General features: G+C 66.8%; 24 protein-coding genes and 1 pseudogene. 15 read left to right on the top strand and 10 right to left on the bottom strand.

Features of this window, described 5'->3' with window-relative positions; all coding sequences use genetic code 11:
- The first annotated feature begins 157 nt into the window (after window positions 1–157).
- The 4 genes from nhaA to AC2YG9_RS19595 all read left to right on the top strand — a co-directional run bounded on the left by nhaA (window position 158) and on the right by AC2YG9_RS19595 (window position 3,366).
- Complete coding sequence (nhaA, locus tag AC2YG9_RS19610) at window positions 158–1,402, top strand: Na+/H+ antiporter NhaA (protein ID WP_487299684.1); 1,245 nt, start codon at window positions 158–160, stop codon at window positions 1,400–1,402.
- The gene (locus tag AC2YG9_RS19605) at window positions 1,399–2,370 is read left to right on the top strand and encodes a calcium/sodium antiporter (protein ID WP_487299683.1); all 972 of its coding nucleotides are present in this window, start codon (window positions 1,399–1,401) and stop codon (window positions 2,368–2,370) included. Before nhaA ends, AC2YG9_RS19605 begins: the two co-directional genes overlap by 4 nt.
- Before the next feature lie 65 nt (window positions 2,371–2,435).
- Window positions 2,436–2,996: an RNA polymerase sigma factor gene (locus tag AC2YG9_RS19600; RefSeq protein WP_487299682.1), complete on the top strand. Its 561-nt coding sequence runs from the start codon at window positions 2,436–2,438 to the stop codon at window positions 2,994–2,996.
- Window positions 2,983–3,366, top strand: a complete 384-nt coding sequence (locus AC2YG9_RS19595) for a DUF6768 family protein (protein WP_487299681.1) — start codon at window positions 2,983–2,985, stop codon at window positions 3,364–3,366. The genes AC2YG9_RS19600 and AC2YG9_RS19595 overlap by 14 nt, the downstream gene beginning before the upstream one ends.
- A 54-nt stretch (window positions 3,367–3,420) precedes the next feature.
- On the opposite strand, the gene AC2YG9_RS19590 is transcribed toward AC2YG9_RS19595, so the two are convergent.
- On the bottom strand, window positions 3,421–4,332 hold the full coding sequence (locus AC2YG9_RS19590; RefSeq protein ID WP_487299680.1) for a glutathione S-transferase family protein: 912 nt from the start codon (window positions 4,330–4,332) through the stop codon (window positions 3,421–3,423).
- A 276-nt stretch (window positions 4,333–4,608) separates the two neighbouring features.
- Here AC2YG9_RS19590 and AC2YG9_RS19585 point away from each other — a divergent pair, with 276 nt between their 5' ends.
- Both AC2YG9_RS19585 and AC2YG9_RS19580 read left to right on the top strand, forming a co-directional pair.
- Window positions 4,609–5,235 carry a hypothetical protein gene (locus AC2YG9_RS19585; RefSeq protein ID WP_487299679.1) on the top strand — a complete coding sequence of 209 codons (627 nt, stop codon included), beginning with the start codon at window positions 4,609–4,611 and terminating at the stop codon, window positions 5,233–5,235.
- 27 nt (window positions 5,236–5,262) lie between these two features.
- Window positions 5,263–5,571 carry a winged helix-turn-helix domain-containing protein gene (locus AC2YG9_RS19580; RefSeq protein WP_487299678.1) on the top strand — a complete coding sequence of 103 codons (309 nt, stop codon included), beginning with the start codon at window positions 5,263–5,265 and terminating at the stop codon, window positions 5,569–5,571.
- Window positions 5,572–5,688: 117 nt separating this feature from the next.
- On the opposite strand, the gene AC2YG9_RS19575 is transcribed toward AC2YG9_RS19580, so the two are convergent.
- Together AC2YG9_RS19575 and bioB are read right to left on the bottom strand one after the other, a co-directional pair.
- The gene (locus AC2YG9_RS19575) at window positions 5,689–8,460 is read right to left on the bottom strand and encodes a M16 family metallopeptidase (protein WP_487299677.1); all 2,772 of its coding nucleotides are present in this window, start codon (window positions 8,458–8,460) and stop codon (window positions 5,689–5,691) included.
- A gap of 122 nt (window positions 8,461–8,582) precedes the next feature.
- A complete protein-coding gene (gene bioB / locus AC2YG9_RS19570; protein ID WP_487299676.1) occupies window positions 8,583–9,587 on the bottom strand; it encodes a biotin synthase BioB in 1,005 nt (334 codons plus the stop codon).
- 118 nt (window positions 9,588–9,705) lie between these two features.
- On the opposite strand from bioB, the gene AC2YG9_RS19565 reads away from it, so the two are divergent.
- Window positions 9,706–11,487: a pentapeptide repeat-containing protein gene (locus AC2YG9_RS19565; protein WP_487299675.1), complete on the top strand. Its 1,782-nt coding sequence runs from the start codon at window positions 9,706–9,708 to the stop codon at window positions 11,485–11,487.
- Here the strand turns inward: AC2YG9_RS19565 and AC2YG9_RS19560 are convergent.
- Window positions 11,484–12,806: a metal-dependent hydrolase family protein gene (locus AC2YG9_RS19560; RefSeq protein WP_487299674.1), complete on the bottom strand. Its 1,323-nt coding sequence runs from the start codon at window positions 12,804–12,806 to the stop codon at window positions 11,484–11,486. The genes AC2YG9_RS19565 and AC2YG9_RS19560 overlap by 4 nt on opposite strands.
- A 52-nt stretch (window positions 12,807–12,858) precedes the next feature.
- Between AC2YG9_RS19560 and AC2YG9_RS19555 the strand changes: the two are divergent.
- The 5 genes and pseudogenes from AC2YG9_RS19555 to AC2YG9_RS19535 all read left to right on the top strand — a co-directional run.
- Window positions 12,859–12,990 (top strand): annotated as a pseudogene (locus AC2YG9_RS19555) (hypothetical protein); the annotation flags it as partial.
- 59 nt (window positions 12,991–13,049) lie between these two features.
- On the top strand, window positions 13,050–14,765 hold the full coding sequence (locus AC2YG9_RS19550) for a M61 family metallopeptidase (RefSeq protein WP_487299673.1): 1,716 nt from the start codon (window positions 13,050–13,052) through the stop codon (window positions 14,763–14,765).
- A gap of 83 nt (window positions 14,766–14,848) precedes the next feature.
- Window positions 14,849–16,240: an adenosylhomocysteinase gene (gene ahcY, locus AC2YG9_RS19545; protein ID WP_487299672.1), complete on the top strand. Its 1,392-nt coding sequence runs from the start codon at window positions 14,849–14,851 to the stop codon at window positions 16,238–16,240.
- Between the two features lie 110 nt (window positions 16,241–16,350).
- On the top strand, window positions 16,351–17,199 hold the full coding sequence (locus AC2YG9_RS19540; protein ID WP_487299671.1) for a PfkB family carbohydrate kinase: 849 nt from the start codon (window positions 16,351–16,353) through the stop codon (window positions 17,197–17,199).
- The gene (locus tag AC2YG9_RS19535; RefSeq protein ID WP_487299670.1) at window positions 17,196–18,320 is read left to right on the top strand and encodes a serine hydrolase domain-containing protein; all 1,125 of its coding nucleotides are present in this window, start codon (window positions 17,196–17,198) and stop codon (window positions 18,318–18,320) included. The genes AC2YG9_RS19540 and AC2YG9_RS19535 overlap by 4 nt, the downstream gene beginning before the upstream one ends.
- Here AC2YG9_RS19535 and AC2YG9_RS19530 read toward each other — a convergent pair.
- From AC2YG9_RS19530 to AC2YG9_RS19515, 4 genes are all read right to left on the bottom strand, one after another.
- Window positions 18,317–19,228, bottom strand: coding sequence for a winged helix-turn-helix transcriptional regulator (locus AC2YG9_RS19530; RefSeq protein ID WP_487299669.1), 912 nt, complete (start codon window positions 19,226–19,228; stop codon window positions 18,317–18,319). The two genes, AC2YG9_RS19535 and AC2YG9_RS19530, sit on opposite strands and share 4 nt — an antisense overlap.
- Before the next feature lie 36 nt (window positions 19,229–19,264).
- Window positions 19,265–20,596 carry a serine hydrolase domain-containing protein gene (locus AC2YG9_RS19525; protein WP_487299668.1) on the bottom strand — a complete coding sequence of 444 codons (1,332 nt, stop codon included), beginning with the start codon at window positions 20,594–20,596 and terminating at the stop codon, window positions 19,265–19,267.
- 34 nt (window positions 20,597–20,630) lie between these two features.
- Window positions 20,631–21,539, bottom strand: coding sequence for an EamA family transporter RarD (gene rarD, locus AC2YG9_RS19520; RefSeq protein WP_487299667.1), 909 nt, complete (start codon window positions 21,537–21,539; stop codon window positions 20,631–20,633).
- 102 nt (window positions 21,540–21,641) lie between these two features.
- On the bottom strand, window positions 21,642–22,679 hold the full coding sequence (locus AC2YG9_RS19515) for an aspartate-semialdehyde dehydrogenase (protein WP_487299666.1): 1,038 nt from the start codon (window positions 22,677–22,679) through the stop codon (window positions 21,642–21,644).
- Between the two features lie 159 nt (window positions 22,680–22,838).
- Here AC2YG9_RS19515 and AC2YG9_RS19510 point away from each other — a divergent pair, with 159 nt between their 5' ends.
- Window positions 22,839–23,153: a hypothetical protein gene (locus AC2YG9_RS19510; protein WP_487299665.1), complete on the top strand. Its 315-nt coding sequence runs from the start codon at window positions 22,839–22,841 to the stop codon at window positions 23,151–23,153.
- Window positions 23,154–23,449: 296 nt separating this feature from the next.
- On the opposite strand, the gene AC2YG9_RS19505 is transcribed toward AC2YG9_RS19510, so the two are convergent.
- Window positions 23,450–23,944 carry a hypothetical protein gene (locus tag AC2YG9_RS19505; RefSeq protein ID WP_487299664.1) on the bottom strand — a complete coding sequence of 165 codons (495 nt, stop codon included), beginning with the start codon at window positions 23,942–23,944 and terminating at the stop codon, window positions 23,450–23,452.
- Between the two features lie 200 nt (window positions 23,945–24,144).
- On the opposite strand from AC2YG9_RS19505, the gene AC2YG9_RS19500 reads away from it, so the two are divergent.
- Both AC2YG9_RS19500 and AC2YG9_RS19495 read left to right on the top strand, forming a co-directional pair.
- A complete protein-coding gene (locus tag AC2YG9_RS19500; RefSeq protein WP_487299663.1) occupies window positions 24,145–24,531 on the top strand; it encodes a PaaI family thioesterase in 387 nt (128 codons plus the stop codon).
- Complete coding sequence (locus AC2YG9_RS19495; protein ID WP_487299662.1) at window positions 24,528–24,953, top strand: GNAT family N-acetyltransferase; 426 nt, start codon at window positions 24,528–24,530, stop codon at window positions 24,951–24,953. Before AC2YG9_RS19500 ends, AC2YG9_RS19495 begins: the two co-directional genes overlap by 4 nt.
- A gap of 176 nt (window positions 24,954–25,129) precedes the next feature.
- Here the strand turns inward: AC2YG9_RS19495 and AC2YG9_RS19490 are convergent, their stop codons facing one another.
- On the bottom strand, window positions 25,130–25,984 hold the full coding sequence (locus tag AC2YG9_RS19490) for a dienelactone hydrolase family protein (RefSeq protein ID WP_487299661.1): 855 nt from the start codon (window positions 25,982–25,984) through the stop codon (window positions 25,130–25,132).
- Between the last annotated feature and the right edge of the window lie 50 nt (window positions 25,985–26,034).

The raw sequence follows: 26,034 nt of genomic DNA, 5'->3' as shown, positions 1-26,034 counted from the left end.
TCATCTGGGCGACGCGGCCGGCGCGGACCGGCGAACGGCGTTGCCCGGGAGACCTTGATGATCGCGCCTCCGGATGCGATAGGCGAGAGCGGGTGCCCGGTCCTCTTGGCCGGTCAGGGTTTGCGCTGGTCGGGCCGCCAGCGGGGAGACCCGCGCCATGCGTCCCTCGACTCGTCGACCCTCCGTCCTTCGTGAATTCCTCGACAGCGGGGCGGCGGGCGGTTTGCTGCTCATGGGCGCCGCGGCGGTCGCCCTCTTCATAGCCAATTCCTCGCTGGCCGAGCGCTATTTCAGCCTCCTGCACGCGCCGTTGGCCGGGCTCGATGTTCTGCACTGGATCAACGATGGGCTGATGGCCCTGTTCTTCCTGTTCGTCGGGCTGGAGATCAAACGCGAGTTCCTGGACGGCCAGCTGTCCACCTGGTCCAATCGTGCGCTCCCCGGGATCGCCGCCGCGGGCGGCGTGATCGTGCCCGGGCTGATCTACGTGGCCCTCAACTGGGGCCAGGGATCCACCCTTCGGGGCTGGGCCATTCCGACGGCGACGGACATCGCTTTCGCCCTGGGGGTGCTGTCCCTGCTGGGCTCGCGGGTTCCCACCAGCCTGAAGGTTTTCCTCGCCACCCTGGCCATCGTCGACGACCTGGTGGCCGTGCTGGTGATCGCCGTCTTCTACACGAGCGACCTAAACCTGGCGGCGCTGGGCGGGGCCGGGCTCGTGATCCTGCTGCTGGTCGGCCTCAACCGTCTGAAGGTCACGCGGCTGGCGCCGTACCTGATGCTCGGCGCGGCCCTTTGGTGGCTGGTCCTGCTGTCAGGCATCCATGCCACGGTCGCCGGGGTGGTGCTGGCCCTGACCATTCCTCTTCGTCGGTCGAAGGGCGCTCCGGACGACATGACCTCGCCGCTGCACCGGCTGGAGCATGGGCTGAGCCCCTGGGTCGCCTTCCTGATCGTGCCGGTGTTCGGCTTCGCCAACGCCGGCGTGGCGTTCGGCGGGATGGGCCCGGGCGTGCTGCTGCAGCCGGTCACGCTCGGCGTGGCGCTTGGCCTGTTTGTCGGCAAGCAGGTCGGGGTGTTCGGGGCCGCCGCCCTGGCCATCAGGTTCCGGCTGGCCCACCTGCCTGTCGCGGCCTCCTGGGCGCAGCTCTACGGCGTCGCCCTTCTGTGCGGCATCGGCTTCACCATGAGCCTGTTCATCGGCCTGCTCGCCTTCCCCGACCCTGGCCTGCAGGATGAGGTGAAGGTGGGTGTGCTTGCCGGCTCACTGATTTCCGCGCTCTGCGGGGCCGCGCTGCTCGCCGTGGTCAAGCGCGAACCGCCAAAGGCCGCGCCGCCTCCGCTGGAGGAAGAGCCGCCCATACCGGAGCCGGAGACCACCGAGACGGGGGCGGGCCAATGACGGTCTGGATGTCCATAGGCCTTGGCCTGTTGCTGCTGGTGGTCGGCGGCGAGGTGCTGGTCAGGGGCGCCTCCAGCGCGGCCCGCAAGCTCGGCGTCAGCCCGCTGATGATCGGCCTGACCCTGGTCGGCTTCGGCACCTCGACGCCTGAACTGGTGACCAGTCTCCAGGCGGCGTTCGCGGGTTCGCCCGGGATCGCCATCGGCAATGTGGTGGGCTCGAACATCTCCAACGCCCTGCTGATCCTGGGCCTGACGGCCCTGATCGCTCCGGTGGCCGTGGACCGGCGCGCCTTCCTGCGGGACGGTCCGATGCTGGCCCTGGTGACCGCGGCGGCGGTCTGGGTCTTCCTGCAGGGCGAACTGACCCGGCAGTACGGGCTGATCGCGGTCGGCGTACTGGCCGGTTACATCCTCCTGATCTGGCTTTTCGAGCGCAAACGCCCCGACGCCGAGGGCGAACGGATCGAGGATGGCGCCGACCTGAAGTCCGGCTGGCGGGGCAGTCCCTGGATCGCGCTGCTGCTGGCCCTGGGCGGGATCGGCGTCACGATCGTCGGCGCCCGGTTCCTCGTCGACGGCTCGGTCAGCCTGGCCCGAAGCTATGGCGTTTCGGACACCATCGTCGGACTGACCATCGTCGCGGTCGGCACCTCGATGCCCGAGCTGGTCACCAGCGTCATCGCCGCGCTGCGCAGGCAGGGCGATGTGGCGCTCGGCAACATCATCGGCTCGAACCTCTACAACCTGCTGGGCATCCTCGGGATCACCGCCATCATCAAGCCGGTCCCCGTGCCGCCGGAGATGCTCGGCGTCGATGTCTGGGTGCTGGCGGCGGCCACGGGGGCGATGATCCTGTTCGCCTTCCGGGGGATGAAGATCTTCCGGCTGGAGGGTCTGGCGCTGGTCGCCGGCTATGGCGGCTACATGGCCTGGCTTCTGTGGACGGCCGGGGCCTTCGGAAAATAGCGAAACCCTCGACGATCCGCTGAACCGGATCGGCCCGGCCGACGACTATTGCGGTGAGGTGGGCGATGAACCGCGATATCGAGGCCGTTCTTGATGAGTACCTTGTGCTGGCGGCGCAGGGCGGGTCGGCGGACGCCTTCCGCCGGCTTGTCGAGCGGTGGACGCCCATGCTGCGGCGGCATGCCCGCCGGACGCTGCTCGATACGGAGGCCGCCGTGGACGCGGTCCAGGACGCCTGGCTGGCCATCGCCCGGGGCATCAAGCGGCTGGATGATCCGGCGCGGTTCGGGGCCTGGGCGTTCGCCATCACCAGCCGCCGCTGCGTGGATGAAATCCGCCGCCGCCAGCGCCAGCGCAGCCTGATCCAGGCGGTGGGCCAGGACGCCGCCGCCAGCCAGATTGAGGACCCCGCCGATCCGGCGCTGACTCTCGACCTTGCCGCCGCCCTGGTCCGCCTGGCGCCGGATCAGCGGCTGCTGGTCAGCCTGTTCTACGGCGAGGGCCTCTCCGTCGAGGAGATCGCCCGCGCCCACAACGTCCCGCCGGGGACGGTCAAATCGCGGCTGTTCGCGATCCGGCAAACCCTGAAGAGCCAACTGGAAAGGCCAGACCATGACCAACGTTGACGATGCGATCCGGCGCGCGCTTTCGCCGGAAGATCTCCGCGCCCTGGACGAACTGGGCCGCGAACAACCCATCATCATGCAGGCGATGCACGCCTTCGAAGGCCAGCAGCGCTGGGTCGGGGCGGTAGGCTGGCTGGGCGGTTTCCTGATGTTCGGGGCCGCCTGCTTCCTGGTCTATCGGTTTGCCACGGCCGATGACCTGCGGACGATGATCCTGTGGGGAGGCGGCGCCGCTCTGGCCGTGTCGGCCATGGCCATGATCAAGCTGTGGTTCTTCATGGAGATGCAGAAGAACAGCATCGTCCGCGAGATGAAGCGGCTGGAACTGCAGATCGCCGGCCTGAGGCTCGCCGCGTCCGGCGACCGCTGACCAAGCGGCCGGAGCGGGCGGCCGGGGATGCCCGGGCCTCGAGCCGTCCCCGGCCTAGCCCGGAAACACCAGATACCCCGTCTTCGGGAAATGGACGTGCACCGTGCCGACGGCAGGGTCCTCGCGGGCGATCACGGTGCGGTCGATGGCGGCGGCGACCAGGGTTCCACGGATCGGATCGCGGCCGTAGTCGTCGGCCATGACGGTGACGGCCTGGCCGACGGTTAGTCCCTGAGGGTTGGCGGCGTCGTGGGCCGGGGCGGGGGCCGGGTCGGCGGCCCTGGCGATGGCCAGGGCTTCGGGGCCGGCGAGCTCGGTGCGGGTTCCGTGGCCGAGGGCGGCGACACGGGCCTGCCAGTCCTGCAGCCGGGGCAGGCCGGTGGTGAAGCGCTCGACCAGGTGCGGCAGGCTGCGGCCGAGGAACCAGACGTTCATGTAGGCGGCGATGTCGGCCAGGCCGGCGGACGCGCCCGAAAGCCAGGGCGAGACCGCCAGCTGGTCCTCGACCCAGCCGGCCTGGGCGCGCCACTGGCTGGTCAGGGCCGGGGCGACCGACTTCATGGCGGCGGTGTCGAAGGGGCGGCCGGAGAGGGCCTCGCGGTCCTTGATGAAGTCGGCGGGGACGTGATCGCCCAGCTCGCCGAAGATGACCGGCACCGTGGTCTGGAAGAACAGGCGGTCGGCCCAGAGGTTGATCGCCCAGTCGAGGCCGCCGCGCACCGTCGGCGTCTCGGGGTAACGGCGCTCGAGCTCGGCGAGGATGACCTGGGTGTCGCAATAAACGTCGGCGCCGATCTGCAACGCCGGGGTGCGGCGATAACCGCCGGTCAGGGGCGTGAAGTCGGGCTTGGGCATGATCACCGGGATGATCACCGAGGACCAGGCCAGGCCCTTCAGCCCGAACAGCAGGCGGACCTTCTCCGAGAACGGCGAGGTGTCGTAGTGGTGCAGGATCGGGGTGGTCATGGCTGTTTCCTCGGGTCTTTTTTCCACCTTAGGCCGACGGACGGAGCGTAAACCAACCCCATTCGTCATCCCGGCCGGAGCGCGCAGCGTGGAGAGCCGGGACCCAGGAGCAGGCGGCAAACGGTCGGCGGCTGTGAGGTCGGAGCGCCGTCACCCCCTGGGTCCCGGCTCTGCGCTTCGCTCCGGCCGGGACGACGGAGGAAAAGCACTTTACAATGCAAAGTGACGTGGCTATACCGACGCCACACCCAAGGGCTTTTCAGGGATTCGCCCCCGATGACCAAAGATCAGATTCAATCCGTCCGTGACGACATCGCCTTCATGCGGGCGCTGGCCGAGGAGGGTACGCAGGTCCCGCTGCTGGGCGGCGGCATAAGCCTGGCGGCCGGGCTGATCTTCGCGGCGGCGTCGGTGGTTCACTGGGCCGTGGTGCAGGACGTCCTGCAGGTTCCGGAGTGGACCCTGATGATCATCTGGATCGGGGCCGGAGCCATCTTCGGCGTCATCTGCAACCGGCTGATCAAACGCAGCAACGCCCAGCCGGGGGCCAGTTCGTCGATCAACAAGGCGACCGGTTCGGCCTGGTCGGCGGTCGGCTTCGCCATCTTCGCGATGTTCCTGGCCCTGTTCGCCATGGTCTGGGCCACCAAGAACGGGGCGATCTTCAACGTCTTCCCGGTGCTGATCCTGGCGCTCTACGGGGCCGCCTGGAGCGTGGCGGCCGACCTCAGCGGGCGGTTCTGGATCCGCATCGTGTCGCTGGGCTCGTTCGCGGCGGCGGTGATCATGGGCCTGCTGGCGGTAAGCCCGTATCTCATGCTGGCCTATGCGGCGGCGCTGCTGCTGCTGGCGGCTTTGCCGGGGTTCATCCTGCTGCGGCAGGAACCGTCGGACACGATCTAGGGCCGGGGCCTCAGGAGAAAGGTCCGCGTGATGGACGATTTCGATATCGAGAACATCGACGAGGTCATTCACGGCCGGGTGCGGCTGGGGATCATGGCCTACCTGTCGGGCGCCGGGTCGGCGGACTTCAACGGGCTGAAGGCGAAGCTGCAGGCGACGGACGGCAACCTGTCGGCCCACCTGCGCAAGCTGGAGGACGCGGGGTTCGTGGCCATCGACAAGAGCTTCGTGGATCGCAAGCCGCTGACGAGGGTGACGATCACGGAGGCCGGGCGGAAGGCGTTCGGGGGGTACCTGGATGCGATGGCGCGGCTGGTCGAGGGGCGGGCCGAGTAGGCAGCGCCAGCGGCGCGCAAGAAAAAGGCCGGCTCCTTTCGGGGCCGGCCTTTTGTGCTGTTGCCAGCATGGATCCCCGCCTTCGCGGGGATAGTTCGCGGGCTGACGCCCTGCGAACTACTTCACCGGCTTCCCATCGGCATCCACCACGATCACCGGGCCGAAGCCGAGGGCCCGCAGATCTTTTTCGATCTTGGCGCGGTCGCCGACCACGACCCAGATGACGTCGTCGGCCTTGACCACGCGCCTGGCGGCGGCGTTGACGCCGGCCACGTCGACGCTCGTCAGGCCGGGGGCGTAGAGGTCCCAGAAGTTGCCGGGACGCTCCAGGGTGTAGAGGCTCGACAGCGAGCCCAGCACCGCATTGCTGGTTTCCCACTGACCCGGCAGCGACTGGGTCATGTCGGTCTGGGCCTTGGCCAGTTCCTCGGCGGTGATTGGCCGGGTGGTGCCGACTTCCTGCAGCTCTTTGCGGAACTCGATCATCGACTCCTTGGTCTTGTCGGTCTGCACGCCCGAGGTGGCGACGAAGGCGCGCGGACCGAGCGCCCCGTTCATGAAGCTCGAGGCGCCATAGGACCAGTGCTTGTCCTCACGCAGGTTCATGTTCAGGCGGCTGACGAACGAGCCGCCGAAGATGTTGTTCATCAGCTCGACCGACCGCTCGTTGCTCTCGTCGCGCGGGGCGGCGGGAATGGCGGCGAGGATCTGGGTCTGCTGGGCGCCGGGCTTGTCGACCAGGTAGATCGCCTTCTGGGCCGGGGCCGGGGCGGGCAGGGTGGCCCGCACGGCCGGGGTCGCCGACTTCCAGGATCCGAAGCGGGCTTCGAGCTTGGAGACCAGCTCGGGCATGGTGATGTCGCCGACGGCGACCAGCATGGCGCCGTTCGGGTTCAGCTGGGCCTTGTGGAAGGCGACCAGATCCTCACGGCTGACGCTGTTGATCGTCTCCTCCGTCACGTTGATGCCGTAGGGGTGGGTGGGCCCGTAGACCTTCTCGGCGAAGACCCGGAAGGCCACCGACTGCGGCTGCTGCTTGGAGCGTTGCAGGGCGGCGATGTCGAGCTTCTTGAGGCGGTCGAGTTCCGCCTGCGGGAAGGTCGGGCGCAGGACCACGTCGGCCATCAGGTCGAGCGAGGGATCGATGTTGGCCTTCAGCGACGACAGGCCGACCGAGCTGAACAGCGAACCACCGCCGGTCGACAGGCTGGCGCCCAGTTCCGACTGCTGGCGGCTGATGGTCAGGGCGTCGCGATTGCCGGCCCCCTCGTCCATCATGTTCATGGCCAGGCTGGGCACTGAACGGTCACCGGCCGGCAGGTTGGCGTAGCCGCCCGGGAAGATCATCGACAGCTCGACCACCGGCACGGCGGTTCGACGGGCCAGCATGACCTTCATGCCGTTGGACAGGGTGGCGGTCTCGTACTTGTCGAAGGTCGCCGCGGCGATCGGACCGACCGGCGGGGCCGGTTCGCGCTTGCCTTCGGGCAGCGCGCCGTCCTGGAACGGATAGGGCGTCAGCTCGAGGGTGAAGTCGCCGTCGGTCAGCCAGGTATTGGCCGCCTGTTTGATGTCGGCCGGGGTGGCGTCCTTCCAGGTCTGCAGGGTTTCCTTGTAGGCGTCGGGGCTGCCGCGGAAGACCTGGCTCTCGGCCAGAATGTCGGACTTGCCGCCGAAGCCGCCGATGCGCTCGGCGCCGCGCACGAAGCCGGCGGAGCGGTCGACCTTGATCTTGTTGAGCTCGGCCTGGGTCGGGCCCTCGCGAAGAAGCTTGGCAAGCTCCTCCTCGACGACAGCCTCGATCTTCGACAGCGGCACGCCGGGCTTGGCGGTCACCTGGATGTGGAAGGTCGATCCGATCTCGCCCTCGGCCTGGAAGGCGCTGACGGCGGTGGCGATCTGGTCTTCATAGACCAGGCGCTTGTAGAGGCGGGCGGTCTTGTCCGAGGCCAGCACGTCGCTGAGCAGGCTGAGGTAGTCGTTTTCCTTGGTCCCGACCTGCGGGGTGTTCCAGACGCGGTACCAGCGGGACTGGGCGACGCGGTCCTGGACCTCGGCGCGCTGGCTGCCGGTGCGCTTGGCGACCCAGGCCTTCTGCTTGATCACCGGCGGGCCGGCCGGGATGGCGCCGAAATACTTCTCGACCTTGGCCTTGGCCTCGGCCGGGGTGATGTCGCCGGCCAGGACGATCGTGGCGTTGGCCGGGCCATAGTAGGTCTTGAACCACTCCTTGACGTCCTTCAGCGAGGCGGCGTCGAGGTCGGCCATTTCACCGATGACGGTGTGGCCGTAGGGATGGTCGGCGTCGTAGGTGCTGGCGGTGATGATGTCCCAGCTGATGCTGTAGGGCTGGTTCTGGCCCTGGCGCTTCTCGTTCTGGACAACGCCGCGCTGCTCATCGAGCTTGGCCTGGTCGATGGCCCCCGTCAGCCAGCCCATGCGGTCGCTTTCCAGCCACAGGACCTGGTCGAGGGCGGCGGTCGGCACGTTCTGGAAGTAGTTGGTGCGGTCGGTGTTGGTGGTGCCGTTCATGTCGGTCGCGCCGAGCTTTTCCAGCGCCTTGAACCAGTCGGTGTTGGCGTTTTCCGAGCCGTTGAACATCAGGTGTTCGAACAGGTGGGCGAAGCCGGTGCGGCCCTTGGGCTCGTTCTTGGAGCCGACGTGGTACCAGATGTTGACCGCCACGATGGGGGCCTTGTGGTCCTCGTGGACGATGACGGTCAGTCCGTTGGACAGCACGAACTTGGTGTAGGGGATGTCGATGCTGGGCAGGGCCGGCGTGGCGGCCGCCGGCGCGGCCGGCTTGGTGGCGGCCATGGTCGGCAGGGCGGGCGTGGCGAGCAGGGCCACGGCGGCGGTCGCCGCGAGCAGGCGTTTGGCGAGATGCATGAAGTCCCCCGGGGAGAAAGCTGGCGGGGACGCCCCCGCGGATGGCGCAACCTAAGGGGAATGGACGCGCCTGTGGATTACGGTTTTGTCATGGAGCAGTTCCTCCCCCGATGGGGGAGGAACTAGGCTTGCGCAGCCGCCATCGTCATCGGCCGCATGCCGAGATCGCTGAGCATCAGGGTGTCCTCGTCCATGCCCGGCAGGGGCGTGGTCAGCAGCTTGCCGCCGACGAAGATGGAGTTGGCGCCGGCCAGGAAGCAGAGGGCCTGCAGTTCCTTGCTCATGCCTTCGCGGCCGGCCGAGAGGCGCACCATGGACTTGGGGCAAACCAGGCGGGCGACGGCGATGGTGCGGACGAACTCGATGCCGTCGATCTCGCCTTCCTGCTTGATCTTGTCGCCCAACGGCGTGCCGCCGACCGGGACCAGGGCGTTGACCGGCAGGCTGTCGGGGTGGGCCGGCAGGGTGGCCAGCTGGTGCAGCAGGCCGGCGCGGTCGGCGCGGGTCTCGCCCATGCCGACGATGCCGCCGCAGCAGGTCGACATGCCGGCGTCGCGGACGTGGGCCAGGGTGTCCAGCCGGTCCTGGTAGGTGCGGGTGGTGACGACCTCGCCGTAGTACTCGGGAGAGGTGTCGAGGTTGTGGTTGTAGTAGTCGAGGCCGGCTTCCTTGAGCGCCACGGCCTGGTCGGCGGTCAGCATGCCAAGGGTGGCGCAGGTCTCGAGGCCCAGCGCCTTCACCCCGCCGATCATGGCGGCGACCTTGGGCAGGTCGCGGTCCTTGAGGTCGCGCCAGGCGGCGCCCATGCAGAAGCGTTGCGCGCCGCCGGCCTGGGCGGCCTTGGCGGCGGCGATGACGGTGTCGGCGTCCATCAGCTTGGAGGCCTGCAGGCCGGTCTTGAAGCTGGCCGACTGGCTGCAGTAGCCGCAGTTCTCGGCGCAGCCGCCGGTCTTGACGCTGAGCAGCTGCGACAGCTGCAGTTCCGACGGGTCGAACCAGCGGCGGTGAACCTGGGCCGCCTGGAAGACCAGTTCCATGAAGGGCAGCTCGAACAGCGCCTCGATCTCGTCCTTGCGCCAGTCGTGGCGGGGCAGGGCGGGGTCAACGAACTGGACGGGGGCGTTCATGGGCAGGCTCCTATGGGGCTTCCATAGAGTCCTTCCTAGGACTTCGCCAGCCTCTTGCCATTCCACCCAGGAACAGCAAACTCGCGCTATAGTCGCACTGAAATCGGGGGCAAAATCAATGGACGAGTCAGAGGCCTATTCCGCTTGGCGGGATCGTTGGCAAGAGGCGGACTATACATGGGAAGGCTTGGCTACTCGGACAGTGGATGGCTGGACCATTGATGAACGCGGAAGGCTTCGTCTGGGCTGGCCCAGAGAAGGGCAAAGGTCGGCAACGCTACAGGACATTTGGAGGGGCGAAGCGACATCATTGGTCTCTGGGCCGGATGGCCGGTTCACTAGGTTCCATCTCCCAACAAGATGGTCGGATGGCTCGCCGACCCCAAAGGCCCGATGGAACCGGCGGCATGTTGCGCTCTTTAAAAGCCGACTGGCAAAAGCGTGCGCGCGGGTCCGACTTCTCAACAGAAGGGTTCACCGGAACGCCTCCGGTTACAGACTCCTTCCGCCACTCAACGGGATTGTTTTTCCAGAACATTCTATCCAGAGCGAGCGAGACTTAGGATTCCTGATTGAGGACGGCGTCAGCGCTGAACATTTGTACATTTCGGACTCCGTATCGCTGAGTGAGGTATGCTTTCGGAAGTCCATAAGGCTGGAGAACACATACTTCGGCGGCGAGCTACACCTTACGAGCGCCGATTTTGAGGGTGTTGTTGATTTGGACGGTGGCTCTTTTGCCGAAGAGGTTGGTGCATATGACTGCAAGTTTAAACGCAACGTCGACATAGATGGTGGAATATTTGCGGGTAAGGTCGGGATTTATGGGTGTATTTTTGAAAAAGATTTAAAAATAAATGAGTGTAAAGCGGCGGAAATCACTAGCTTCGCTAATACTTTCAATGAGCTTTGGGCGTCTGATCTCAAGGTGCATGTTTTTGGCTTTCGTAGATGTCGGGTGGAAAATGTATCGTGGTTCAGTGAGGCCGAATTCTACAAGGAAGCCGACTTCACTGAGACCGAATTCTCTCAGAACGCAAATTTTCAGAACGCGAAATTTAAGGGAAGTGCTCTATTTTTGAACTGTGGATTTAAGGCGCAGGCACATTTTTCTGCTGCCGAGTTCCCGCCAAAGTTCGAAACACTATCTACAATTTTCTTGGGCGCCAGATTTGACGATGCGTCCTACTTTTTAGGACTGAGTTCCAAGAAATTTGTCTTATTTAACGGTGCGCAATTTAAGCGGCCACCAGTATTAGATGCAGAATTCATAGAAAATATTGATATAAAAGCCGTCATATCAAACCTGAAAATTGATTACCAGCCGGGAGAAAGTCCAGAATCAAGGAGAATCTTCAATCGTAGGCTAAAAATTGCTGAATCCGCTCTTCGAGTTCTTAAGATACAGATGGAATCGTCTAAGCACAGAGAGGATGAATTCCGGCTTTATAGAAGTGAAATAATATCTAGGAAGGAAAGATTGGCGACAAAGTTACTGGCCAAGAGAACATTTGATTTGTATGGCCTTGTATCCGATTATGGATTAAGTCTAATGCGGCCAATTTACACTCTAGTAGGAATTTGGATATTTTTCTTTATGTTATTCTTTGGATCATTTGAATTGAACAAACACGTAGTTGGTGGATATTTTTACAACACGTCTATCGTCTCAAATGCTGAGTATTCTTTGGTTTTTTCTGCAAGAAATATTGCTAAGCCGTTGTCGGTGTGGGATCCGTTGCCGGTGCGACCGCATACTTGGTTGAAGAATTCCCTTGAGGCTGGGGGACCGCTTGGGCACGGCTGGGTAAAATTCTGGGCTTCAATAGAGTCCTTCTTGTCACTGCTTCTTATATTTCTGTCTGGGCTAGCCGCGAAGCGTCGCTTCCAAGTTGTCTAGGGCAGATGGTTCGCCTTGTAGATCCGTCCTCCGCGCATCACGAAGCCGACGCTCTTCAGCACCCGCACGTCGGTCAACGGATCACCGCTCACCGCAATCAGGTCGGCCTGCTTGCCGGGTTCCAGGCTGCCGACTTCGGTGGACAGGCCCAGCAGGTCGGCGGCGTTGACCGTGGCGGCCTGGATGGCCTGCATCGGGGTCATGCCGAACTTGACCATCAGCTCGAACTCGTCGGCGTTGCGGCCGTGTTTGGAGACGCCGGCGTCGGTGCCGAAGGCGATCTTCACCCCGCGCGGGACGCACATCTTCAGGCTCTCGCCGGTGATCTTGATGCGCCAGTCGATCTTCGCGCGCACCGCGGGCGGGTAGGCGTTCGGATCCTTGGCGATGCGTTCGAGGTAGCCGTTGATCGTCGACAGGGTGGGCACGTAGTAGGCGCCGTTCTTGAGGAACAGCTTGATGACCTCGTCGTCCATGATGGTGCCGTGCTCGATGCTGTCGGCGCCGTAGGTGAGGGCCAGCTTGATGCCGTCGGCCCCATGGGCATGGACCGCGACCTTCTTGCCATAGAGGTGGGCTGTGTCGATCAGGGCCTTGGCCTCGTCGTCGAACATCTGTTTGCCGACGCCGGCGCCGATGATGCTGTTGACCCCGCCGGTGGTGGCGATCTTGATGACGTCGGCGCCGCGCGACACCTGAAGGCGCACGGCCTGGCGGCAGCTTTCGGGGCCGTCGCAGACGTTGCTGGTCGAGACCACCTCGCGGAACTGTTCGTTCAGGCCCAGGCGCCCGTCCATGTGGCCCGAACTGGTGGAGATGGAGGTTGCCGCGTCGATGATGCGGGGTCCATCGACCCAGCCCTTGGCGATGGCGTCGCGCAAGGCCAGGGTGACCCCGTCGCCGCTGCCCAGGTTGCGGACGGTGGTGAAGCCGGCGAGCAGGGTCTTCCTGGCGTTCATCTGGGCTTCGTAGGCGTGGGCCGGCACCGACTCGGTGACCCCGACCAGCAGGCCCTCGACGCCCGCCCGGTCGCTGTCGAGGTGGACGTGGCTGTCGATCAGGCCGGGGAGGACGAAGCGGTCCTTCAGGTCGACGATCCTTGCGCCGGGCATGTCGACGAAGCCGTCCTTGATCGCCTCGACCTTGCCGTTCCGGATGACAATGCTGGCGTTCTTGCGCGGGGCCTTGCCGGGCTGGTCGAGCAGGGTCCCGGCGTGGACGACGGTCAGGTCGCCGGTGGGCTCGCCCTGGGCGACAGCCGAGCCGGCCAGCAGGGCGGCTGCGGCGACGGCGGCGACGGTCTTCAATGTCCTGAACATGCGGTGCTCCCAGCAGATGGCGTCAGCCTAGGACCCTCGTCCCTATCAAACAATCCGTCATCCCGGCCGCAGCGAAGCGGAGAGCCGGGACCCAGGGGCGAGTGGCAAGTAGGCGGCAGCGGTGAGGCCGGTGTTTCGTCGCCCCCTGGGTCACGGATCGCCCCTGCGGGTCGTTCGGGATGACAGAGGGAGGTTGCGAGGAATTAAGAAGGCTTGGCCGGCGCAGGTTGGTACGAAAGGCGCATGAAGCGCCTTCTGTCCCTGTTCGCCCTGCTGCTGGCCCTGCCCCTGATTGGGGCCGCGCCGGCGCCCGCCCCGCTGCTGTCGTACGAGCTGTCGCCGGTGATGGAGGACGGCCGGATGACGGCCATCGCCGTCACCCTGCGGTTCAGGGCCGACGAGGACGGGGAGACGCGCCTGGCCCTGCCGGACAGCTGGGGCGGCAAGGACGAACTCTACAAGCACCTGTCGGACCTGACGGTCGACGGCGGGAGCCTGCGCGTGGATGACGCCCGCTGGCGCACGGTCAGTCATGCGCCGGGAGCGGTGCTGACCGTCCGCTATCGGATCAACAACGGATATGCCGGTGATCCCGACGCCAATGACGACAACCCCTATCGGCCGATCGTGCGGCCGACCTGGTTCCACCTGCTGGGCAATACCTGGGTGGTGCAGCCCGACGGGCGGGTGCAGGCCGATGCCCAGGTCAGCTGGACCGGCTGGCCGAAGGCTTGGGCCATCGCTTCGGACCTGCAGCATCCGAAGAAGGGCGAGCGGCTCAGCCTGGGCGGCGTGATCGAGAGCGTGGCGCTCGGCGGCGCCGACGTGAAGGTCGTGAGCCGCAAGGTCACCGGCGGCACGCTGCGGGTCGCGATCCGGGGCGACTGGCCATTCACCAACGCGGGCTTCTCGGACGATGTGGCGCGGGTGATCTCGGCGCAGCGGGACTTCTTCAATGATGTCGAGGGGCCGTTCCTGGTCACCCTGATCCCGGTCGAGGCGCCGCCGGGGCGCCAGTCTGTCGGCGGAACGGGACGGGGCGACGCCTTCGCCCTGTTCTCGACCCGGGGCGATGTCGAGGACGAGCTGCGCGGCATTCTGGGCCACGAGCACATGCACAGCTGGGTGCCGCGCGAGATGGTGCGGATGCCCGATCCCGAGCAGGTGGACTACTGGCTGAGCGAGGGCTTCACCGACTTCTATGCCTGGCGCACCCAGGTTCGCGGCGGGGTCTGGAGCCTGGAGGACTATATCGCCGCCCTCAACGACGCCTTCCGGGAGTTCGACGGATCGAAGGCGCGGTCCTGGCCGAATGACAGGGTGGCCGCGGCCTTCTGGACCGACGGCGACGCTCAGCGGGTGCCCTACCGGCGCGGCGCCTTCCTGGCCATGCGCTGGGACGAGACGCTGCGGCGCGAGAGCGGCGGCAAGGTCGATCTCGACAACATCGTCCTGTCCCTGCGCAACGACGTGCAGGCGGCCCAGACCTGGCGCGACGTGCCCGAGGCGCGGCCCGGCCTGATCGCCAAGATGAAGAGCCGGGGGCTGGACCCGAGCGAGGACATTGCCCGCTTCGTGGACGCCGGCGAGGTGCTGGACCTGGATGGCGAGTGGTTCAAGGGCTGCGTGGTCATCGAGACGGCGCAGATTCCGGTCTTCGATCGCGGCTGGGATGTGCCGAAGACGTCCGCGACCGGCATCGTAACCGGGCTTGATCCGAGCCATCCGGCCTATGCGGCGGGCCTGCGCGACGGGATGCGGATTCTCAAGCGCGAGGCCGGGGCGCCGGGCGACAGCCGCGTGGCCTATGTGCTGCGGGTGAAGGACGGCGAGACCGAGCGGGTGATCACCTTCCGGCCCGAAGGCAAGGCGAAGATGCCGCTGCGGACGGCGCGTCTGGCGGCGGCGCTCGACAAGGCCGGGCGGGAGCGGTGCCGCAAGGCTATCGGCGGCATATAAGGATATCTTTATATCCCGGTTGCTACTGGACGGCGCCCCCGCTATAGACGGCGGCAATCATATTTCGCCGCAAGGAGCACTCCGTGGCCGACTACATCGTGCGCGACATCTCCCTGGCCGATTACGGCCGCAAGGAAATCGCCATCGCCGAAACCGAAATGCCGGGGCTGATGGCCGTCCGCGAGGAGTTCGGCAAGGACCAGCCGCTGAAGGGCGCCCGCATCGCCGGCAGCCTGCACATGACCATCCAGACGGCGGTACTGATCGAGACCCTGCAGGCGCTCGGCGCCGAAGTGCGTTGGGCCAGCTGCAACATCTTCTCGACCCAGGACCACGCCGCCGCGGCCATCGCCGCCACCGGCACCCCGGTGTTCGCCCTGAAGGGCGAGACCCTGGTCGAGTACTGGGAATACGCCCACAAGATCTTCGAGTGGCATGACGGCGGCTACCCGAACCTGATCCTCGACGACGGCGGCGACGCCACCCTGCTCTGCGTGCTGGGCCCCAAGGCCGAGAAGGACCCCTCGGTCCTCAACAACCCGCAGAACGAGGAAGAAGAAGCCCTGTTCGCGGTGATGAAGAAGTACCTGGCCGAGAAGCCAGGCTTCTATTCGGCCATCCGTGACAGCGTCACCGGCGTGTCGGAAGAGACCACCACGGGCGTGCACCGCCTCTACCAGATGGCCGCCGCCGGCGACCTGCCGTTCCCGGCCATCAACGTCAACGACAGCGTCACCAAGTCGAAGTTCGACAACCTGTACGGCTGCCGCGAAAGCCTGGTCGACGCCATCCGCCGCAGCACCGACGTGATGCTGTCGGGCAAGGTGGCCGTGGTCTGCGGCTACGGCGACGTCGGCAAGGGCTCGGCCGCCTCGCTGCGCCAGGGCGGCGCCCGCGTCATCGTCACCGAGATCGACCCGATCTGCGCCCTGCAGGCGGCGATGGAAGGCTATGAAGTCCAGACCCTGGACGACAGCGCCGGCCGCGCCGACATCTTCGTCACCGCCACCGGCAACAAGGACGTCATCACTGTCGACCACATGCGGGCGATGAAGAACAACGCCATCGTCTGCAACATCGGCCACTTCGACAGTGAAATTCAGGTCGCCGGCCTGAAGAACTTCAAGTGGGACGAGATCAAGCCGCAGGTCCACCACATCGAGTTCCCGGACGGCAAGAAGATCATCCTGCTGTCGGAAGGCCGCCTGGTGAACCTGGGCAACGCCACGGGTCACCCGAGCTTCGTGATGAGCGCCAGCTTCACCAACCAGACCTTGGCCCAGATCGAACTGTGGACCAACCGGTCGAAGTACGAGAACAGCGTCTACACCCTGCCGAAGCACCTGGACGAGAAGGTGGCCATGCTCCACCTGGCCAAGCTGGGCGCCAAGCTGACGACGCTGCGCAAGGAACAGGCCGACTACATCGGCGTGCCGGAAGCGGGCCCGTTCAAGCCGGACCACTACCGCTACTAGCCTCTGTCTATCGGTTGATACGGATTGGGCGGGCCGAAAGGCCCGCCCTTTTTCGTTGTGGCTCCTATTGGGCATAGCGCGGCGTTTGATGGTCCGCTAAGCCCTTGGCCATGCCCATGGCGCTCCTACTTTCCAGCCACGTTGCAGGCAGCCGCGTCGGCGGTTCTGCCCAGGCGTTGGCGCTGGCCAATTTCAAGATCGATCCGGTGCACATCCCCACCGTGCTCTACGGCCGCCACCCCGGATGGGGCGCTCCGGGCGGAGCGCAGGTGCCGATCGAAGCTTTCGAGGGGATGCTGGACGGGGTCGAGGCCAACGGCCTGTTCGGCATGACCGATCTGGTCATCACCGGCTACTTCGCCTCGGTCGAGCAGGTTCGCGCCGCCGGCCGGGCCATCGAGGCGGTGCGCGGCGCCCCGCGCGAAGGCGCCTTCGCCCGCAAGCCCTACATCGTCGTCGACCCGGTGATGGGCGACGCCGGCAAGGGGCTCTATGTCGGGGCCGATGTCGCCCGGGCCATCCAGGACGACCTGGTGCCGCTGGCCGACCTGATCACCCCCAACGCCTGGGAACTGCAACGGCTGTCGTCGCTTGACGTGCGCGACCCGGCTTCGGCCGTGCGGGCGGCGCGCAGCATGGGTCGGCCGGCGCTGGTGTCGTCGGTCATGCGCGGCGGCGAGATCGGTGTGGTCTTCGCCGACAAGCGCGAGGCCTGGCTGGCCGCCCACCAGAAGGTCGACAATGTGCCCAGCGGCACCGGCGACCTGCTGGCCGCCCTGTTCGCGGCCGCCATGCTGGAGGGCCAGACGCCGTCCTACGGCCTGGCGCGGGCCGTCGGCGGCCTGGCCGAGACCGTCGCCGCGGCCGGCATCTGGCAGTCGCCGGAGCTGCCGATCGTCGCCATGGGCGCCAAGATCAAGAACGCCAGCCCGACCGTACGCATGGAGCGCCTGGCGTGACCCCCGACATCAACGGCCACTGCGACGTCGCCTTCTCGGCCGTCTGGGAGGCCTTCGAGGCCAACTTCGCCGAGGGGTTGGAGCTGGGGGCGCGGTTCAGCCTGGTGCACGAGGGCGAACTGGTCGTCGATGTCTGGGCGGGGCACGCCGACAAGGCACAGACCCGGGCCTTCGACGAGCGCACCCTGACCATGGTCTATTCGACCACCAAGGCCGTGGCGGCGACGATGATCGCCCGCCTGGTCGAGCAGGGAAAACTGCGCTTCGACCAGCCGGTGGCCGAGGTCTGGCCGGAGTTCGCGGCGAACGGCAAGGGCGCGATCACCGTCGCCCAGGTGCTGTCGCACCAGGCTGGTCTGCCGGGCTTCGTCGAGCAGATGGACCCGGGTCTGTGGTTCGATCCACCGGCCATCGCGGCCAAGCTGGCCGCCATGGCCCCGATGTGGACCCCGGGCAGCGCCAGCGGCTATCACGCCCTGACCGTCGGCTATCTGACCGCCGAGATCTTCCGCCGCGTCGACGGCCGCAGCATGGGGACGGCGCTCAAGGCCGATATCTGCGATCCGGCCGGCCTCGACCTGTGGATCGGTCTGCCCGACAGCGAGCATGACCGCACCGCGGAGTTCAAACCCCCGACCGCCCTGCCGGCCTTCGGCGAGGTGACCGATCCCAAGAAGGCGGCCTTCCTGACCCCCTGGGCGGCCCCGAACGGTCGTGGCCCGGAGTGGCGGCGGCTGGAAGTGCCCTCGGCCAACGGCCACGCCACGGCCGAGGCGCTGGCGAAGTTCATGGGCGCCCTGGCCGGCGACGGCGAGCTCGATGGGGTCCACATCCTGTCGCCGGCCGTGCGCGACCAGGCCCGGGCTCAGCAGATCAAGGGCCAGGACCTGGTCCTGCCCTATGTGCTGAGCTGGGGCGCGGGCTTCATGCGCAACCCGCCCAACATGTTCTTCGGCCCCGGTATCCAGACCTTCGGCCACAGCGGCTGGGGCGGCAGCTGCGCTTTCGCCGATCCCGAGGCCAACCTCGCGGGCAGTTATGTCATGAACCGCCAGGACATCCACCTGATCGGCGACCCGCGCAGCCGCCGCCTGATAAACGCCGCCTACGAGAGCCTCTAGGCCACTGATCGCCGGGCCAGCTGGCCCGCGAAGGTCGCGCCCCCGGCGCGCAGGATCAGCACGAACTGACGGATGTTGGGGTAGAGGGCCAGGACCCGCTGTATGCAGAACTGCAGGTGCTCGCCCTCCATATGAGCCAGCATGCCGGTCGGGGTGCGGTCGGCGTAGCCCATCGCCGCCAGCCGGGCGACGAACCGGCGGGTGGTCTCGCGCGGCATCGCCGTCATGGCGGCGAGGGCGTTGATCGAGATCGGCCGGCGAAGGGCCTCCGGCGGCGGCGTGAAGCCGCCATAGAAGGCGTTCAGCCGGGCGTCCTGCAGCACCGATTTCTCGTTGGCCAGCAGCAGCGCGGTGTGAACCAGCATCAGCCGCAGGTCGCCGTCGAAGTCGGAGATGGCGCTCTCGACCCAGCGCAGGATGAAGCGGTCGTAGGTGCGGCCGACCAGCCGGGCCAGCTCGCGCGGCGCCGGCGTCGGTCCTGGCGGCGGCAGGTCGGGGCCGTCCTCCTGGGCGAAGTCGATGCCGGCGGCCCGCAGGTGATGGATGAAGTGCTCGACGATTTCGTAGAGCTCGTGGCGGGCGGACAGGGTGGCGGGGGTATCCTCGAGGATGGTCGGGACGATGAGGCCGTCGGCGACCCGTTCGATCAGGCCGTGGGCCTCCAGCACCTTGACGTGGCGCCGCGTGGTCTCTCGCGACACGCCCAGCGACTGGGCGATGGCGGTGGTCGAGATGGGGCGCGGCGGAGCGTCCCATCCGGCGGGGCGGTTGGCCTGCTGGATGGCGACGAGCAGGACAGCCGGCTCGAACTCGCCGTCGAAGGGGCGGGCGATGGCCTGAATCCACTGCAGGACCATCTCGCCGAAGGCCCGCGCCACGGCGCGGTGCTTGATCGGATCATCGGCCATGGCCGGACGATAACACGGTTCTGTGGATGCGCGAGGTCAGGCGGTCGACAGGACGCCGGCGATCTGTTCCTCGACGGCGGTAAACTTCGAGCGGCCGCGAATGTCGGCCAGCGGGGCGGCGGTCCCGTTGACCAGATAGCTCATGCCGCGCCCGGTCGCCGGCTCGACCCACAGGCCGGAAACCAGGCCATAGGCGTCGCCGGCGTGGCCGACCCAGCCGGCGCAGCCCGGGAACAGGCTGTCGCCGCCGGCGTCGGTGAGGATCTGCATGCCCAGGCCGTAGGCGAGGATGGCCCCGCCATAGGCGTCGCCGTTGGGCCCTTTTCCACCAGGGGGGGCGGCGTCGTAGCGCCAGACCGGGGTGGCCATCAGCTTGACGGTCTCGGGGCGCAACAGGCGGACGCCACCCACCTGGCCGCCGCCGGCGATCAGGCGGGCAATGACCTCCAGGTCGCGGGCGCTGGCCCGGAGGCCCCCCTGGGGCGAAAAGACGAAGCCGTTGCCGCCTTCGTACTCGTCGGGATGCAGGCGCAGAAGTTCGCCCTCCGGCGAGCGGGTGACGAGAATTTCCGGGTATTTCGGGATCGACGCGTCGAGTTGCGGTTGCCACGGTCCGGCGGCGTTCCACGGGCCCTCGTCGGACGGCGCCTTGCGGTAGAGGGCGGCGCCGTAGTTGCGCAGGTTTTGCGGCACGCCCGACCAGTTGTAGCCGCACTGAAGGCCGAGCGGCTCGAACACCCGGCGGGTCATGTAGAGGTCGAAGCGCATGCCGATCATCCGCTCGATAAGCTGGGCGATGACAGCGATGTTGACGTCGGAGTAGGCGAAGTACTGACCGGGCGGTTCGGAGGCGGGGCCGAACCAGGCGCCGTTGTCCCACTGCTTTCCGCCGGGGGTCAGGGCATCGGAAAGCTGCCGGCCGAGACCAACGGGAAAGCTCGGACCATTGCGCAGGCCGCTGGTGTGGCTGAGCAGCATGCGCGGGGTGATCGGGGTGTCGGGGAACAGCGGGTGGCGCAGCTGGAAGCGCAGAAGTTCGGAGACGTCCTCGTCCAGGCCAATGCGGTCCTGCTGCTGCAGCATCATGAAGCCGATGGCGGCGACCAGCTTGGAGATGCTGGCGATGCGCATCGGGGACTCGGTGCGCATGATCCGGCCGGTGTCGAAGCCGTCGATGGCATAGCCGCCGGCCTTGGCGAGGGCGGCGGTCTGGTCGGCCTTGCGGAAGGCGATGGCGGCGTAGCCGGGGACGGCGCGCTTGGGGTCCCCGGCGCCGGTCAGCATGCGGGCGAAGGGATCGTCCTGCGCCAAGGCCGGGGAGGCCATGGCGACGGCGGCCGTCGCCATCAGGGTCCGTCTGGAAATCACGCTCGGGGCCTCCGTTGAGGGGGGAGCATAGCCGCTATTCCGCCGGCGCGGCCACCGCCCTGCGAGACAACCGCCAGGCGCCCCAGGCGAAGACGGCGACGCCGGCCCAGATGAAGGCGAAGCTGAGGGCGCGCAGGGGCGTGAAGGTCTCGCCCAGCGCCAGGCCGACGAAGAATTGCAGGGTCGGGGCGACGAACTGCAGGAAGCCGAGCGCGGTGAGCGACAGGCGGCGGGCCGACCAGGCGAACAGGGCCAGCGGCGCGACCGTGGCCGGGCCGGCGGCCAGCAGCAGCAGGGAGACGTTCCAGCCGCCGGTGAAATGGCCGGCGCCGGTCGACTGCAGCCACAGCACATAGGCCAGGCCCGGCAGGGACAGGTAGGCGCATTCGAAGAACAGGCCGGTCTGGGCGTCGGCCTTCACCTGTTTGCGGATGACCCCGTAGGCGCAGAAGCTGATGCCGAGGCCGAGCGAGATCAGCGGCAGGTGGCCGAGCGCAACGGTCTGCACACCGACGCCGATGGTCGCCAGCACGATGGCGATCTTGCCGGCCAGCGGCATGCGCTCGCGGAAGAACAGCGCCCCGACCGCCATGTTGAGCAGGGGATTGATGTAGTAGCCGAGGCTGGCCTCGATGACCTTGTGCTGGTTCACGGCCAGCACGTAGATGGTCCAGTTGACGAAGATAGCCGCCGTCGACAGGGCCAGAAGGCCGAGCGTCTTCGGCTCGGTGAGGACGCGGCGCACGTCGGCGCCCTGGCGGGAGAGCCAGACCAGGCCGGCGGCCCAGAAGACGCTCCAGACCGTGCGGTGGGCGATCATCTCGGCCGTGCCGACGCCAAGGCCCGCCAGCAGGTGGAAATAGAGCGGCAGGAAGCCCCAGATGCCGTAGGCCCCGAGGCCCGCAAGCAGGGCGGCCTGACCTTCGTTCTGCGGTTTGGGCAAGACACACACTCCGAAATCTAAGACTTGGCCGAAAAGGTAAGAGGCCCGGGACCGTGGGGTCCCGGGCCTCTCGATGCTCTCCGCTTGTTGCGGATGTATCGACTAGGCCAGGGCCTTCTGGTTGATCAGGCCACGCTCGTGCAGCAGCTGGGCGATCTGGACGGCGTTGAGGGCGGCGCCCTTGCGCAGGTTGTCCGACACCACCCACAGCGACAGGCCGTGCTCGACGGTCGGGTCGTTGCGGATGCGGCTGACGTAGACCGGGAACTCGCCCTGGACTTCCTTGGCCGTGGCGTAGCCGCCGTCCTCGCGCTTGTCGATGACGACCAGGCCCTCGGCGCCGCGGAGGATTTCGCGGGCTTCGTCGTCGCTCAGCGGGTTTTCGAACTCGATGTTCACCGCCTCGCTATGGCCGACGAAGACCGGCACCCGCACGCAGGTCACCGAGACCTTGATGTTCGGATCGAGGATCTTGTGGGTCTCGTCCTGCATCTTGCGCTCTTCCTTGGTGTCGCCCGAGCCGTCGTCGAGGAAGACGTCGCACTGGGGGATCACGTTGAAGGCGATCTGCTTGTGGTAGACCTTGGGCGGCGGGGCCCCGAGGACGAAGACGCCCTTGGTCTGCTCCCACAGCTCGTCCATGGCCGCCTTGCCGGTGCCGGACACCGACTGGAAGGTCGAGACCACGATCCGCTTCACCTTGGCCGCGTCATGCAGCGGCTTCAGCGCCACCAGCAGGCCGGCGGTGGTGCAGTTGGGGTTGGCGATGATGTTCTTCTTGCGGAAGCCTTCGACGGCGTCCGGGTTCACTTCCGGGATGACCAGCGGCACGTCCGGGTCCATCCGGAAGTGGCTCGAGTTATCGATGACGACGGGACCGGCGCGGCCGATCTTCTCACCCCAGGCCTTGGACACGGACCCGCCGGCGCTCATCAGCACCAGGTCGACGGTCGAGAAGTCGAACTGCTCCAGATCCTTGCATTTCAGAATCTGCTCTTTGTAGGAGACCTCAATGCCGATGGATTTGCGGGACGCGATCGCATGGATCTCGTCGACCGGAAATTCCAGTTCCTCGAGGATGTTGAACAGCTCGCGACCCACGTTGCCCGTGGCGCCGACGACGGCCACTCGGTAGCCCATCGGTAGTCTCCAGTTTTACTAAGGCGCGGAGCGATACGCCTCCGCTGGAATCCATGCAAGGCGAGGAAACCTCTAGGCCCCTTAAGGCCCCCTTTTCGGGCGGTTTAACCCACGCCGAACCGGTCTAGGTCTGTCTCAGCACCCTTGAGAGGCTTTGATATGGCGACCCTGTTCCTGACCTACAAGCTGAAACCCGAAACTGCACCGGAAGTGTTCGAAGCCTGGATACGGGACACCGACTATCCGGCCATGCGCGGCCTGCGGCGGGTGGCGTCCTACGTCAACTACAAGACCACCGGCCTGCTGCTCGGTGAAGGCGGCCCCAGCGCCGACCACATCGAGGTGTTCGACATCCCCGACCTGGCCGGCTTTGTGGCCGAGGACATGCCGGGCGGCGTGGTCCAGGCGATCATGGGCCAGTTCATGGGTTTCGTGGACAACCCGGAATTCATCATCGCCGAGGCGGTGGTCTAGGGCGGGACAGGGGCGCCGCCTATCGAAGCGGCCTACGATTATACCCCGGCCCGCTGACGGAAAGAGGCTTGTTCTCGGCAAGCCTTTGACCCGGCGTGACATTCCGGTTGCGACCGAGGCTGTGAACGTGGGCGCCGGCGTTGACAGGGCGTAGGCGCCGGGGCCGGAAATGTTGACCTTCCGGTGAGGCGGCATGTCAACGCGACCAGGGCCGGGCGGCAGATCTTCGATCTACGCCCGTTTCCTTCGATGAATATGTCTAGACATATTGCTCAAACGCCCGGCGGGCGGGCATTTCAGCGCGCCCGGCGGTAGGTCAGGTCGAAGCTGGGCTTCCAGGTGGCGCCCTTGTCGGCCGAGGTTTCGCCGAATTGCCGGACCGTGCCGTCGGCGTTCGGGGTGTAGGTCATGCGGGTCAGCGTGCCGCCCCAGTCGCCCTGGATGACGATGGCCGCGCCGGTCCAGCCCCCGCGGAACTCGGCCCAGGCGCCGCTGCTGTCGAGCCAGGTCTGGCGCCAGCCCTTCTCGTCGGGCCGCCAGGCGTTGAGGCTGCCGCCACCGGTCCCCTTCAGCGGCTTCCAGTTCTCGCGCACGGCGCAGCCGCCGTAGAGCTTCTCGATGGTGCTACGGGCGACCATCACCTGGCTGGCGGCGTCGTAGACGTCCCATTCGCCGACCCAGAAGTCGAACTGCCGGCGCTCGGGCTCCTGGCAGGGGGCAGGGGCGGTCTGGGCGAGGGCAGGCGTGGCGGCCAGCGCCAGAACGCCAGCGATGAGCAGCGGCTTCAACATAATGAAAATCCTCCCGAATCGACCCTCGCCCCCAGCGTGGCCGAGCGCAAGTTAAGCATCCTTCACCGCCGACGCACGTAGCCGATGAAGGCCCTCGGCGGTCGCCCCCCAGCCCACCTCGACCGCGAGAAGCAGCCTACCTGCGAGGTCATGGCGGCGCGTCCCTGCTGCTGGCATGCTGGGCAAAACGGAGAACCGCCATGACCTTCGACGCCGCCGCCCTGCCTTTCGCCAAGCTGATGGGCGTCGAGTTCGTCGAGGCGACCAAGGAGCGGGTCGTGGGCAGGCTGCTGGTCCGCGACGATCTCTGCACCGCCGGCTCCATCCTGCATGGCGGGGCGGTGATGGCCTTCGCCGACAGCCTGGGCGCGGTCGGCGGGTTTCTCAACCTGGCGCCCGGCCAGCACACCACGACGATCGAGAGCAAGACCAACTTCCTGGGCGCCGCCAAGGCCGGGACGACAGTGACCGGAACCTCGACGCCGCTGCACATAGGCGGACGCACCAGCGTCTGGCAGACCCGGATCGAAGGCAAGAGCGGCAAGCTGGTCGGGCTGGTGATCCAGACCCAGATGGTGCTCGGATGACGGTCGAGGCCTGGATCCTGGAGGCCGGCGACGAGGACCTGCTGGCCCGGGCCTATGAGGCCATCGGCGAGGAGCGGCCGTCGGTGGAACGATGCCACCAGCTGCTGAGCAACCCGAGTTTCGTTGGTGTTGCGGCCATGGCGCCCGCTCCGGTCGGCTTCGCCTGGGGCCATTTCCTGGCCCACCCGGAGGGCGACGCCCTGCTGCTCTACTCCATCGACGTCGCCGAGGACGCGCGTCGGCAAGGCGCGGCCCGGGCCATGGTCGAGGCCATGAAGGCCCTGGCGGCGGCGCGCGGCTGCTACGAGATGTGGGTGGCGACCAACCGTTCGAACGCCGCCGCCATGGCGCTGTACCAGGCGGCGGGCGGGATTTCGGACGCGGACGACGAGGTGGTGTTCGCGTTTCCGTTGGGCGACTAGAGCAGCGCAGTTCCTCCCCCATCGGGGGAGGGGGACCGCGGCCGCAGGCCGTGGTGGAGGGGGTCCCCACCCGGGGTCCGGTTGCGAACAGGTTTACCCGCTGACGTGAGCGGTGACCCCCTCCGTCAGCGGCTTCGCCGCCGCCACCTCCCCCGAGAGGGGGAGGAACTGGAACGCTAGACCAGCGCCCGCTTGTACAGCGCCAGCAACTCCGTCCAGGCCCGCTCGGCCTCAGGTTCGTTGTAGGCGGCCGAGCCCGGGACGCACCAGCCGTGGTTGGCCTTGTAGACCTCGACGGTGGATTTCACCCCGGCGTCGTCCATCGCCTTCTTGAGGATGGTCTTGCTGTCGGGCTGTTTGGCGTCGTCGTCCTGCGCCACCCCGAAGTACATGGCCGCCTTGATCTTCGGCGCCAGCAGGTGGGGGCTGTCGGGCTTGTCGGTGGTCAGGCCGCCGCCGTGCCAGCTGGCGGCGGCGCCGACCCGGTCAGGTCGGGCCGCGGCGGCGCGGGTGACGATGGCGCCGCCCATGCAGTAGCCGGTGAAGCCGATCCTGGCCTTGGAGACATGGTGGTTCTTGTCCAGCCAGTCGACGAAGGCGCTGGTGTCGGTGTCGATGGTGGCGGTGGTCATCTTGGCGCGCAGGCCCATGACGATGGCGCGGTCCTCGGGCTTGGCGAAATCGAAGGTGTCCGGCACGACCGGGGCCTTGGCGTCGCGGTAGTAGGGGTTGATGACCAGCACGCTGTAGCCGGCGGTGGCCAGGCGGCGGCCCATGCGGCGGAAGGCCGGGCGCAGGCCGACGACGTCGGGGATGATCACCACGCCGGGCTTCTTGCCCTTGCCGTGGAAGAAGGCGGCGTCGCAGGTTCCGTCCGGGGTCGGGACGCTGACGTCCATCTCCATGATGCCGTCCTTGGCCAGGGCGGGCGCCGCGACCGCCGAACCGGCGGCCAGCGAGGCCAGGCCGAAACCGCGGCGCGAAATCTTGGGATCGTGGCGGATGCCGGCGGGGGCGTCGTCGTGGGGCATGGGGAACTCCTGCGGGGGTAAGCAGGAGATAGTCTGGATCACCGTGAAGG

The sequence above is a fragment of the Caulobacter sp. SRI_014 genome (genome assembly GCF_057586315.1).
The sequence above is the reverse complement of the archived record's forward strand: the minus strand, read 5'-3'. Positions and strand labels throughout refer to the sequence as shown.